Origin of the sequence: Nesterenkonia rhizosphaerae (assembly GCF_039544555.1) — a bacterium.
Taxonomy (GTDB): domain Bacteria; phylum Actinomycetota; class Actinomycetes; order Actinomycetales; family Micrococcaceae; genus Nesterenkonia; species Nesterenkonia rhizosphaerae.
Window position 1 is genome coordinate 1,352,894 of the sequence record NZ_BAABLW010000007.1, and the last position, 11,872, is coordinate 1,364,765.

General features: G+C 64.0%; 11 protein-coding genes. 10 read left to right on the plus strand and 1 reads right to left on the minus strand.

What is annotated here, in order from left to right; translation table 11 throughout:
• Nucleotides 1-39: 39 nt before the first annotated feature.
• The 7 genes from rpoZ to ABEA23_RS12105 all read left to right on the plus strand — a co-directional run bounded on the left by rpoZ (nt 40) and on the right by ABEA23_RS12105 (nt 6,413).
• On the plus strand, nt 40-318 hold the full coding sequence (rpoZ, locus tag ABEA23_RS12075) for a DNA-directed RNA polymerase subunit omega (protein ID WP_345478255.1): 279 nt from the start codon (nt 40-42) through the stop codon (nt 316-318).
• A gap of 54 nt (nt 319-372) precedes the next feature.
• Complete coding sequence (gene coaBC / locus ABEA23_RS12080) at nt 373-1,638, plus strand: bifunctional phosphopantothenoylcysteine decarboxylase/phosphopantothenate--cysteine ligase CoaBC (RefSeq protein ID WP_345478256.1); 1,266 nt, start codon at nt 373-375, stop codon at nt 1,636-1,638.
• Between the two features lie 80 nt (nt 1,639-1,718).
• Nucleotides 1,719-2,912, plus strand: a complete 1,194-nt coding sequence (gene metK / locus ABEA23_RS12085; protein WP_425577177.1) for a methionine adenosyltransferase — start codon at nt 1,719-1,721, stop codon at nt 2,910-2,912.
• A 149-nt stretch (nt 2,913-3,061) separates the two neighbouring features.
• A complete protein-coding gene (locus ABEA23_RS12090; protein ID WP_345478258.1) occupies nt 3,062-3,421 on the plus strand; it encodes a DoxX family protein in 360 nt (119 codons plus the stop codon).
• A 135-nt stretch (nt 3,422-3,556) separates the two neighbouring features.
• Entirely contained in the window at nt 3,557-3,814 is a 258-nt protein-coding gene (locus ABEA23_RS12095; RefSeq protein WP_345478259.1) for a hypothetical protein, read from the plus strand.
• A 51-nt stretch (nt 3,815-3,865) separates the two neighbouring features.
• Nucleotides 3,866-4,366, plus strand: a complete 501-nt coding sequence (locus ABEA23_RS12100) for an SgcJ/EcaC family oxidoreductase (RefSeq protein WP_345478260.1) — start codon at nt 3,866-3,868, stop codon at nt 4,364-4,366.
• A gap of 10 nt (nt 4,367-4,376) precedes the next feature.
• The gene (locus ABEA23_RS12105; RefSeq protein WP_345478261.1) at nt 4,377-6,413 is read left to right on the plus strand and encodes a primosomal protein N' family DNA-binding protein; all 2,037 of its coding nucleotides are present in this window, start codon (nt 4,377-4,379) and stop codon (nt 6,411-6,413) included.
• Between the two features lie 12 nt (nt 6,414-6,425).
• On the opposite strand, the gene ABEA23_RS12110 is transcribed toward ABEA23_RS12105, so the two are convergent.
• Nucleotides 6,426-7,391: an alpha/beta fold hydrolase gene (locus tag ABEA23_RS12110; protein ID WP_345478262.1), complete on the minus strand. Its 966-nt coding sequence runs from the start codon at nt 7,389-7,391 to the stop codon at nt 6,426-6,428.
• 106 nt (nt 7,392-7,497) lie between these two features.
• On the opposite strand from ABEA23_RS12110, the gene leuS reads away from it, so the two are divergent.
• The 3 genes from leuS to ABEA23_RS12125 all read left to right on the plus strand — a co-directional run bounded on the left by leuS (nt 7,498) and on the right by ABEA23_RS12125 (nt 11,870).
• Nucleotides 7,498-9,975: a leucine--tRNA ligase gene (gene leuS, locus ABEA23_RS12115; protein ID WP_345478263.1), complete on the plus strand. Its 2,478-nt coding sequence runs from the start codon at nt 7,498-7,500 to the stop codon at nt 9,973-9,975.
• 71 nt (nt 9,976-10,046) lie between these two features.
• Nucleotides 10,047-10,994: a DegV family protein gene (locus ABEA23_RS12120; RefSeq protein WP_345478264.1), complete on the plus strand. Its 948-nt coding sequence runs from the start codon at nt 10,047-10,049 to the stop codon at nt 10,992-10,994.
• A gap of 117 nt (nt 10,995-11,111) precedes the next feature.
• Nucleotides 11,112-11,870 carry a helix-hairpin-helix domain-containing protein gene (locus tag ABEA23_RS12125; protein WP_345478265.1) on the plus strand — a complete coding sequence of 253 codons (759 nt, stop codon included), beginning with the start codon at nt 11,112-11,114 and terminating at the stop codon, nt 11,868-11,870.
• Nucleotides 11,871-11,872: the final 2 nt, after the last annotated feature.

Here is an 11,872-nt window from a genome sequence, read left to right on the forward strand (position 1 = left end):
AGACCGAAGAAGAAACAACACATAAGGACGTGTATCCACGTGACTGAGCAGCTCGAAGGCATCATCGATCCGCCGATCGACGCCCTGGTGGCCAAGGCCGACTCGAAGTACGCACTTGTGCTCTTCGGCTCCAAGCGCGCCCGTCAGATCAACAACTACTACGCGCAGCTGCACGAGGGCCTCTTCGAGCACATCGGCCCGCTGGTGGAGACCAAGCTCAACGAGAAGCCGCTCTCCATCGCACTGCGTGAGATCCACGAGGACCTGCTGGTGCAGAAGCCCAAGGCACAGGCCTCCGCCGAGGCTGAGGCTGCCTGAGCCTGAAGGGCTTTTTCAGCCGAAGATCATCGACCTGATGCGCATTCTCCCCTCATGAAGATCGTTCTTGGAGTCAGTGCAGGTATCGCCGCCTATAAGGTGGTGCACCTGCTGCGACTGCTGCGGGAGGACGGGCATCAGGTCGATGTCATTCCCACGCCTTCATCCTTGGAGTTCGTGGGCAAAGCTACCTGGGAAGCCATCAGCGGCCGCCCGGTGACCACCTCTGTTTTTGAAGGCATCGATGAGGTCCGCCACGTGCGGTTGGGGCAGGAAGCCGACCTGATCGTCGTCGCGCCCGCCACCGCTGACCTGCTGGCCCGGGTGCGTGCCGGCATGGCACCGGACCTGCTGACCACTACCCTCTTGGCCTCGGAGGCGCCGAAGCTGTTGGTGCCGGCCATGCACACCGAGATGTGGCAGAACCCCGCCACTGTGGAGAACGTGGAGGTCCTGCGGGGCCGCGGTATCCAGGTCATGGAGCCCGCAGTTGGCCGGCTTACCGGAAAAGACTCCGGCCCTGGGCGTATGCCGGAGCCAGAAGAGATTTATGCGCAGATCACCCAGCTGCTGAATGCTCCAGACGTATCCCTGGCCCCGGTCGCCGCCGGGCCGCTGGCAGGCCGTACGGTGGTGGTGACTGCGGGCGGGACCCGGGAGCCGCTGGATCCGGTTCGCTACCTGGGCAATCGATCCTCCGGCAAGCAGGGCGTGGCGCTCGCACTGGAGGCCGCCGCTGCCGGAGCGCAGGTGCATCTCATCGCTGGGGTGATGGACATCCAGGCCCCCGTTGAGCAGCCGAACCTGAGTGTTGAGCGCATTGAAACGGCAGATCAGTTGCAGGCCGCAGTGCTCACCGCCGCTGAGGATGCCGATGTGCTGCTGATGGCAGCTGCAGTGGCGGACTTCAAGCCCGCTGACTATGCGGCGGCGAAGATCAAGAAAACCGACGACGGCGCGTCGCCGGTGATCACTCTGCAACGGAATCCGGACATCCTCGCTGACACCGTGCAGCGCCGAGCGCAGCAGCACCGCGGACCGAAGGTGATTGTGGGATTCGCTGCAGAGACCGGCGACGCCAGCACTGACCCCCTGGAGCTTGCGCAGCAGAAACTGGCCCGCAAAGGGTGCGAACTGCTGGTACTCAACAAAGTCGGGGAGAACCTTGTCTTCGGACAGGACACCACTGAGATTTACATCCTCGCCGCAGACCACGTGCAGCAGAAGCTGGGGGAGACCCAGGCTGAGCATGTGGCAGGAAGCAAGCAGGAGGCGGCGGCTGCCGTCGTCGCCCGTGCTGCTCAGCTGCTGAGAAGCTGAAGTCCGCTGCGGTTTCAGCCGTGAGTCGCAGTATGACGTGGGCCGGGAGCTGAGTCCATACGCGGCGGTAGGATATGCCGGTGAGTAATTCATCCCCGCTGCGACTTTTCTCCTCGGAGTCAGTGACCATCGGTCACCCCGATAAGATCTGCGATCAGGTTTCCGACGCCATTCTCGACGCCCTGCTGAGCGTTGATCCCAATTCACGCGTTGCCGTGGAGGCGCTGACCACCACTGGCTTGGTGCATGTGGCTGGTGAGGTCACCACCGAAGGTTATGTGGAGATTCCGCAGATCGTGCGCGAGACGCTGCTGGGCATCGGCTATGACTCATCGGCCAATGGATTCGACGGCGCGCGCTGCGGCGTCTCTGTCAGCATCGGCCAGCAATCGCCAGATATTGCCGGGGGAGTGTTCAACTCTCTGGAGGCGCGTTCCGGCGCGGAGGATCCCCGTGACGCACAGGGCGCGGGTGATCAGGGCATTATGTTCGGCTACGCCACGAATGAGACCTCCAGCTATATGCCCACTCCCATTGCGCTGGCGCACAGGCTCTCCGCTCGGCTGACCCAGGCACGGCAGTCCGGTGAGCTGGAGTACCTGCGCCCCGACGGCAAGACTCAGGTGACCATCGGATACGACGGCGAGAAGCCGGTGGCACTGGAGACCGTAGTGGTCTCCGCTCAGCACACTGCAGAGACCGAGCAGCGGCAGCTGCAGGCTGACATCTCCGAAGCGGTGATCGCGCCGGTGATTGCTGACATCGGACTGGATATCAGCAGTGTGGCTGAGATTATCAACCCCTCCGGCCCGTTCGTGATTGGCGGACCTGTGGGGGATGCGGGGCTGACCGGTCGCAAGATCATTGTGGATACTTACGGTGGCTTCGCCCGCCACGGCGGTGGTGCCTTCTCCGGCAAGGATCCGTCCAAGGTGGATCGCTCCGCGGCCTACGCTATGCGCTGGGTGGCGAAGAATGTGGTGGCTGCGGGTCTGGCTGACCGGGCAGAGATCCAGATCGCCTACGCCATCGGCCGGGCGCACCCGGTGGGTATCTACGTGGAGACTTTCGGCACCGAGAAGGTTGATCCTGCCAAGATCTCCGAGGCGATCGGAGAGGTCTTTGACCTGCGACCGCTGGGCATCATCGAGGACCTGGATCTGAAGCGTCCGATCTACCGCGAGACGGCCAAGAACGGCCACTTCGGGCGTGAGGAGTTCCCATGGGAGCAGCTGAACCGCGTTGCTGCGCTGAAGAGTTTCTTCGACGCCTGAGCTCAGCGCGGCGCTTAAGTGCCATGCGATGTATCCTGCCTATGTTGGCGGTCGGTTGATTTGGCTGGCGCTAAGCCCGGTCGTTCCATCTGGCCTCAGGAATAGCTCCGAACAGCGTTCGCGGCGTATCGCATCTGAAAGGCGCCCCATTGTCTCTCGTTCCGGATCTGTGGTGGCCCCAGGCTCTTCTCGCCCTCGTTTTATGTGTTGATGCTGCAATGTCTATACGTCCGCCACGGTTCATTCGTGACTGCTTGGACGGTGTTGGCTTCCCCCGGGACTGGTGGTGGACTCTCATCGTCATCAAGATCCTCGCCGCGTGTGGGCTCATCGTTGGAATGTGGGTTCCGGGCGTCGGCCTTGCAGCAAATGTTGGCGTGATCGTCTATTTCATCTGCGCCGCTGCCGCTCACATTCGAGCCGACTTCGTCGGACAGACTTTCTGGATCAACTGCCTCGGTATGCTGGCTTTCTCCACCGCAGTCCTGGTGCTTTCACTCGCGCTCTAGAAAGTGCGGATCTAGCCGTCTGGTGGGACTTCTCCTCACGGCGATTCAAGGAGCCTCTGACCCTTCGCTGCCCGAGACTGCTGTCGGCGGCGGTTGACTGAGTTTTGTGTCAGGCCCTGTCTTTAGGGTTGAAGTATGGACATCAACGCAGCAGCACGCGCTATAGGGCGGGCTCGTGCCGGGGGAAGTCTGGCAGAGTCAGTGCTGGGTGCCGCTGCGGAGTTCTTCTTCAGCTCTGCTGCGAGAACCCCGCGGAGCTCAACACCAGCTGCTGCAGAGCATGCGCGTCAGAAGTGGGGGCCGGTCGATTTCTTCAGCACCTCTGCCGCAGGCACCACCGGCAGAAATCCCACGGCCACCTCAGCCCACCCACACCAAAAACACCCCCTGTGAGCTGACGCGAGCCATGGCGATCGCGCGGGCAGCGTGCCATGCTTGCCGTACATGGGCCACGTACACCAACCAGAACCGACACATGCCGCAGAGGACATCGCCCAGCGCTTTGTCACCGCCTGGAACAGCGCAGACGCGGATGCACTGGCCAGCCTCTTCACCGAGGACGCCGACTTCGTCAACGTCGTCGGCCTCTGGTGGAGCTCCCGCGATCGTATCCGCAGCGCCCACGAATACGGCTTCCGCCGGATCTTCGGAGACTCAGAGATGACGCTGACCCGGACAACCGTGCGCCGCCTGAGCGAGCAGATCGCCGTGGTGCACGCTGCCTGGAACCTCACCGGTCAGACACCGCTGGGGGAAACAGTCACCGCTCCGCGCAGCGGTGTCATCAGCTTCGTCGTCCACCAGCAGAACGGAGAATGGCTGGCGGTCGCAGCTCAGAACACTGACCGGGTGTCCGGCGCTGAGACACTTATAGCTGGGGAACATGGCATGCAGCCAGCGGCCTATCAGACCCTTGGAGCCCACAATGTCCGGGGTGCCAAGTAGCATCAATGACATGACCGGACAGCAGCACAGCAGGGAGCGGACAGCCTCACCCACCGCCTCCCAACCTGCCCTGCTGGACTCACTGGCACCACCTGCTGCGCCAAAACTTCCGGCGGGATCCGCGCAGCGCCTTCCCGTAGCCCAGGTGCTGCTGGAAACGCCTGTGCCCCACCTGGATCGCCCCTTTGACTATGCGGTGCCTACCGACTTCGAAGACGTGATCGTCCCCGGCTGCCGGGTGAAAGTGAAGTTCTCCGGACGGGACATGGCCGGCTGGGTGATCTCCCGCAGTGAGACGCCGACGACGGCGGCGCGGCTGAGTCTGATCTCCAAAGTCGTCTCGGCACTACCGCTGCTCAGCAGCCAGGTCCTGCAGCTGGCCGAGCAAGTCGCACAGCGCTACGCGGGTACAACCTCAGATGTGCTGCGCGCTGCAGTTCCAGCGCGGGCAGCACGCGTGGAGAAGGAGTTCGCCGGGCTTGCTGCCCCGGAGCAGGAGGAACCAACGCAGCCCCCGGGCCCGCGCCAGGCCGACTTGGCTCTGACATCTTTCGGGCCGCACAGTTGGGAAAAGAAGATTCTGCAGGCGGTACAGGACTGCCTCGCCGACGGGGGAGATGCGATCGTCGTCGTCCCCGATCAGCGTGATGTGGACCGTGCAGCCGAGGTGCTTGAGAATGCCCTGGGGGAGGACACAGTCGCCCGGCTGACCGCAGAGATGGGACCCACACCGCGGTATCGCTCGTATCTGCGACTGCGCTACGGCCAGGCTCGAGTAGCTGTGGGCACTCGTTCTGCCGTGTATGCGCCAGTGTCCAAGCTTCGACTGCTGGTGGTGCTCGATGATGATGACCCCAGCCACACGGAACCGCGCGCCCCCTATCAGCATGTGCGCGAAGTAGCACTGCTTCGGACCGTGCAGACCGGTGCTGCAATGCTGTTCCTCTCTGCCCACCGCAGTCTGGAAGTTCAGCGACTGGTGGAACGCGGCTGGCTGGAGGATATAGCGCCAGGTCGAGAAGAGCGCCGGACCGCCTCGCCGCTGATGATCTCCACGGCGGATTCCTACCAGCAGGAGCGCGATCCCACTTTCCAGCAGGCTCGCCTGCCAGCTGCTGCCTACCGGGCTGCCCGTGAAGCACTCGCCCATGGGCCGGTGCTGGTACAGGTAGGACGCACCGGATTCATCCCCGCCGTACTGTGCGAACGCTGCCGAAGCCGACAAGAATGCCCCGAATGCCACGGACCGCTGACCCTGCCGGCCCACCACGGCCAGTCCCAGACGCTGCGCTGCCGCTGGTGCGGACTGCACCACCGGCGGCACCGCTGTCATGAATGCGGCAACGGGACCTTCCGCGCCGGCGCCCGTGGCGCGGATCGCACCGCCCAGGAACTAGGCAGAGCCTTCCCCAACACCACAGTGGTCTCCTCCACCGGAGATCACCCTGTGGCCGAAGTAGGGGAAAAACCCGCTTTGGTAGTCAGCACCCCTGGTGTAGAGCCGGCAGCAGCCCAGGGCTATAGCGCCGCGCTGTTGCTGGATGGAGATGCGCAGCTGAACCGAGAAGGCCTCGATGTGCCCCGGCAAGTACTGGCTCGCTGGTTCCGGGCAGCCTCCTTGGTGCGTCCCCGCTCTGCGGACCCCGCCCAGTCCGGCACGGTGGTGGTCACCGCCAGCGACGAAGAACTCACCGCGGCACTGGTGCGTTGGGACCCGGTGGGCTACGCCCGCAGGGAGCTATACCGCCGGCTCGAGCTGGGGCTGCCGCCTGCCACCCGGATGCTGAGCCTCAGCGGAGAACCCGCCGAAGCGCAGGCCTTCATGGCCGAAGCAGCCCTGCCAGCGGGGCTGGAATGGATCGGACCGGCTCCGGTTGATGACGAGAGGCAGCGCTGGCTGCTGTTCTTCTCCTATGCCCAAGCTGCAGAGATCATCGCCGAGGTGCGCCGGGTCCGGCGCAGCAGCAGCGCAGCCCCCGGCTCCCGCGGCACCGAACACCGCGGCCTGCGGATCGCGGTGGACGACGTCATCTCGCTGCAGTTCTGACCCGCTGCAGTTCTAGGAGACCCATCGGCGGATAGCGCGGGCAATCTGGGCAGGCTTCTCATAATGCACCAGATGTCCCGCCCCACGGATCACCTCGAGCTTCCCCTGCGGCAGCGCATCACGCAGCGCACGACGCCCGGCCTCAGTGCTCAGCTGATCCCCGGAACCCGGGAGCAATAAGACCGGAAGCTGAAGATCAGCGGCATAATCGAGCACCGTATGACGGCTCGAAGCAGCGTAGGCCTCTAGCAGAGTCTGCCGGTCGGAGTAGCCGCCAAAGTGCTGCGCATGCTGGTCGCGCACATACTCAGTGACACGCGGATCCCGCTCAGCGCGCATTGTCAGGTTAGTGATCTTCAGCACGGTGCGTGAGCGCAGGAATGCATTGCCAGCTGACTCCGGCAATAGCCGGCTGATCGCGTAGTAGAGCTCTACCACGGCAGCTCCGGCCAGCAGCCTTCCACGGAAGATGTGATTGCTGATTGGTGCCGTCAGGACCAGCTTGGCCCAGGCTTGAGGGTTCTGCGCGGTATGAGCAGCAGTGACGATGGTCCCGAAGGAATGCCCCATCAGTACATCGTGCTCGTTCAAATCCAGCTGCTGCGCAAGAGCCCCCACAAATCCGGCATAGCGAGCTACCGTATGCTCCACGCGAGAGCCCTGGGCGTCCACCAGCGGGGATGTCTTCCCGAATCCTGGCAGGTCCGGGACAAACACCTCGAACTCTGGCAAAGCATCAACGATGAGCTGCATTCCGTGGTGATCACCGCGGAAACCATGAATCAGCAGAATGCGCGGACGTTTCTGCGGACCTGCTGTGCCAGCACGCGGAGAGTACTGCCATAGCGCAACCCGGGAGGTCAGGCCGCCGGGCCCGGCGTCGTCGTTGAACTTCAGGTTCAGTGTCTGCTGGTTGCCTGGTCGGTGGGGGTAGCCCACCCAATGCCGGGTCATATCTGCGGTCTGTGCTGTCTCCACGGGATCAGCCTATCGGCGAGATAAAACCAACTAGACTAAGGCGAGTTGAATTTTCCGTGAAGGCGCATGCCGCGCCGCAAGACTACGACCTCGAGGTGCCCCACAGGTGAGCGAGACCCACGCTGAGAAGAAGGCCTACGACTTCCGTGAGATCGAAGCCCGCTGGCTTCCGTTCTGGGAAGAGGACGGCACGTTTGTGGTCGACCCCGCCGACGAGCGGCCTAAAAAGTACGTCTGCGATATGTTCCCCTACCCCTCGGGGGACCTCCACATGGGCCACGCCGAGGCCTTCGCCATCGGAGATGTGCCCGCCCGCTACGCCCGGCTGCGCGGCTATAACGTGCTGCACCCGATCGGCTGGGACTCCTTCGGCTTGCCCGCAGAGAACGCCGCGATCAAGAACAACGCGCACCCGGCCGAATGGACCTACAACAACATCGAGACCCAGGCCGCCAGCTTCAAACGCTACGGCCTCTCCATGGACTGGACCCGCCGGCTGCACACCTCCGACTCGCTCTACTACCGCTGGACCCAGTGGCTGTTCCTGCAGTTCTACAACCGCGGCCTGGCCTACCGGAAGAACTCGCCGGTCAACTGGTGCCCGAAGGATCAGACGGTGCTGGCCAATGAGCAGGTAGTGGGCGACGGCGTCTGCGAACGTTGCGGCACCGCCGTCACCAAGAAGGCCCTGAACCAGTGGTACTTCAAGATCACCGAATACGCTGACCGGCTGCTGGAGGATATGGAGCAGCTGGAGGGCACCTGGCCCGAACGTGTGCTGGCCATGCAGCGCAACTGGATCGGCCGCTCCACCGGCGCGGAGGTGACCTACCAGATTGAAGGCGGTGAGCCGATCAGTGTCTTCACCACCCGTCCCGACACGCTCTACGGTGTGACGTTCATGGTGGTGGCCGCGGACGCGGATCTTGCCCTGGAGCTGGTCACCGATGCTCAGCGGGCCGAGCTGGAGGCCTACCGCGACAAGCTCGGCAGCGTCTCGGAGATCGAGCGGCAGTCCGCCGACCGTGAGCGCACCGGAGTATTCCTGGGACGCTATGCCATCCACCCGCTGACCGGCGAGAAACTGCCGATCTGGGCCTCCGACTATGTGCTGGCCGATTACGGCACCGGTGCGGTGATGGGTGTTCCCGCCCACGACCAGCGTGATCTTGAATTCGCCCGCGCCATGGGCATCTCGGTCAAGGTGGTGGTGGACACCGGTGAGGAGGATCCTGCTGAGACCGGTACCGCCACTGCCGGCGAGGGTGTGGCTATCAACTCCCCGAAATGGGATGGTCTGCCCAAGGCCGAGGCGATCGCGAAGTCCATTGAGGTGCTTGAAGCCGAAGGCCTCGGTGCGGCCAAGGTCAACTACCGGCTGCGTGACTGGCTGCTCTCCCGCCAGCGATTCTGGGGAGCTCCCATTCCCATCGTCCACTGTGCTGACTGTGGCGAAGTGCCCGTACCCGAGGATCAGCTGCCGGTCGAGCTGCCCACTGACCTGCGCGGAGAGCAGCTGTCCCCGAAGGGCAAGTCACCGCTGGCAGGTGCGGAAGGGTGGGTCAATGTGACCTGCCCGTCCTGCGGAGGGGAAGCCACCCGCGACACCGACACGATGGACACCTTCGTGGACTCCTCCTGGTACTACCTGCGCTATGTGGACCCCACCAACGAGTCAGAGGTCTTCCCCTCGGAGCAGGTCAACCAGTGGCTTCCGGTGGACCAGTACGTCGGCGGCGTCGAGCACGCCATCCTGCACCTGCTGTACTCCCGGTTCTTCACCAAGGTGCTCTACGACCTGGGACTGGTGAACTTCACCGAGCCGTTTAAGGCACTGATGAACCAGGGCCAGGTGCTCAACGGCGGTAAGGCGATGTCCAAGTCCCTGGGCAACGGCGTGAACCTGGGCGAGCAGCTGGATCTCTACGGTGTGGACGCGGTGCGCCTGACCATGGTTTTCGCCTCCCCACCGGAGGATGACGTGGACTGGGCTGATGTCTCCCCCTCAGGCTCAGCGAAGTTCCTGGCGCGGGCGTGGCGGCTGGCCCAGGACGTAGAATCAGCCCCTGGAACGGATCCGGCCGCTGGTTCCCAGGCGCTGCGCGCGGTCACGCACCGGACCATTGCCGATGTCGAGAACCTCCTGGAGGACCAGAAGTTCAACGTGCTGGTGGCCCGCATCATGGAGCTGGTCAACGCTGCGCGTAAGGAAATCGACTCCGGAGCCGGCGCCGCTGACCCTGCAGTGCGCGAGGCCGCTGAAGTTGCCGCGCAGATTCTCTCCCTGGTGGCTCCATACACTGCTGAGGATATGTGGGCGATGTTGGGTCATCAGGCATCGGTGGCCAACAGCAGCTGGCCGGCCTACGACGAGGCCCTGCTGGTGCAGGACACCATCACCGCAGTGGTCCAGGTCAAGGGTAAGTTGCGGGATAAGCTCGAGGTTCCCGCTGATATTAGTGCCGAGGAGCTGGAGGCTCAGGCGCTGGCGCTGCCGAAGATCCAGAAGTACGTCGAGGAAGACGGCGGGGTGCGCAAGGTGATTGTGCGCGCACCGAAGCTGGTCAACGTTGTGACAGGCTGATCGCCCTGCCTGCAGAAGCTGAGCTCGCCAGAGCAGAAAGTCAGGACCTCAGTCGGCGCTGGGCGCAGGCAGTGGAGGACCGGCTCTTTGCCCGGCGGGCTCAGCATCCCGGGCTGAAGCCGAATCTACGACGACGCCGCGGACGCATCGCCGTCGTCACTGATTCTGCCTGCGCGCTGCCGGTTAATCGTGCCACCGGTGAGCTCGAACTGGGAGTTTTAGGCAGCAGCATCGAGTGCGTTCCGATCCCGGTGATGATCGATCATCCGCATCATGCTGCGCTGATTTACCCCGAGGCCAGCCCGGAGCTGGATCGGGATCTGCCGCTCGCTGTGGCCGCGGGAACACCGGTGCGCACCTCCCGGCCCTCCCCGGGCCGGCTAGCCGCAGCGTACCGGCGACTGCAGAAGCAGGGCTATGCCGGGATTGTCTCGGTGCATCTCTCCGCGAAGCTCTCCGGAACTTACGACGCCGCCCGGCTGGCTGCCGCGGAGGTGGATATCCCGGTGGTGGTGGTGGACACCCGCCAGGCTGGCCTTGCTCAGGGCCAAGCGGTGCTGGAGGCCGCCATCACCGGGCGGCTTGGTGGGACTCTGCACGAGACCGCCGCTGCTGCCGAACGTGCCGCCGCTGCGACCTTCACCTCCTTTGCCGTACCGAGCCTGGAACAGCTGCGCCGCGGTGGACGCATCAACACGCTGGCCTCCATCCTTGGTTCGCTGCTGTGGATCAAGCCGCTTCTGGGACTGCGCAATGGAGAAGTGGCGTTGCTGGAGACACCACGCACCTGGCCGCGCGCCCTGGAGCGGCTAGAAGCGGTGTCCCTGGCAGCAGCAGAAGAACGCACGTCGCCGCTGATCGGTGTGCATACCTTTGGTGACTATCCCACGGCGCTGCGCTTGGCCAAAGCGATGGAAGGCGTCTCCGCCGAACCTGTGCCAGTTCTGGAACTGCCACCCGGGGTCGCTGCGCATCTTGGTCTGGGCGCGGTGGCTGTCACGGTGACAGCAGGGACTTAATCCTCCCCAGAGGTGAGGTTTTCCCCAATCCCTTGGCTGTTCAGCGCCGTGCCGATGGCGTCCACAGCGCGGGCAGAGCTGCGGATATTCCAGAGCTGCGCTTCCTAGCCTGAGGCTATGGAGAGCTATGAGGATGAACTGCTCACCCGCGGCGAGCGGCTTCGGGCTCAGCGGCAGGCCCAGCACAACGCACCAGCGCGAATCGGAGTACGCCTGCCCGCCATCCTGCTGGTGGTGCTCGGCGTGCTGTGTTGGCTGGGGGTCTCATGGCTTGCCCGTGACAATCCCGAAGCACAAGACCTGCCGGAACCCCCAGAGCTTGCTGAAGATCCCCATGAGCCCCGGCCTCTGGAACAGCCCCCGGCGTCCGACGGCGTTTCCGAGGCTGCGGAGACGCTGGAATCAGAGACTGTGACGGTTCATATAGCCGGTGCGGTCCGGGATCCTCAGGTGGTGGAGCTCGACGCCGGAGCCAGGGTTGTTGATGCCGTTGATGCTGCAGGAGGCCTCGGCGATGAAGCTGCCGCCCACGGCATTAACCTGGCGGCACCGGTGGCCGACGGCGGCCTGATCTATGTGCCCACCGCCGATGAGCTCGAGGCCGCGGGGCACCATCTTGGCCACACTGACCTACCGCAAACTGGTTCGCCCGCGGCGGTGGCAGAAGCAGGGGTTGAGGCCCCAGCACTGATCAACATCAACACTGCCGACAGCGCCACCTTGGAGCAGCTGCCAGGGATCGGCCCGGCGCTGGCAGGACGTATCATCACCTATCGCGAGAGTCACGGGGACTTCAGCTCCTTAGAAGAACTCGCCGCCGTCAGCGGGATCGGCCCGGCCATACTGGGCAATATTGCTGAGCTCGTGACGTGGTGACC

Excerpts from the sequence above, each read along its gene's own strand:
- ABEA23_RS12095 (WP_345478259.1), top strand. The coding sequence starts at position 3,557 with ATGGACATCAACGCAGCAGCACGCGCTATAGGGCGGGCTCGTGCCGGG.
- ABEA23_RS12105 (WP_345478261.1), top strand. The coding sequence starts at position 4,377 with ATGACCGGACAGCAGCACAGCAGGGAGCGGACAGCCTCACCCACCGCC.
- ABEA23_RS12125 (WP_345478265.1), top strand. The coding sequence starts at position 11,112 with ATGGAGAGCTATGAGGATGAACTGCTCACCCGCGGCGAGCGGCTTCGG.
- coaBC (WP_345478256.1), top strand. The coding sequence starts at position 373 with ATGAAGATCGTTCTTGGAGTCAGTGCAGGTATCGCCGCCTATAAGGTG.
- ABEA23_RS12100 (WP_345478260.1), top strand. The coding sequence starts at position 3,866 with ATGGGCCACGTACACCAACCAGAACCGACACATGCCGCAGAGGACATC.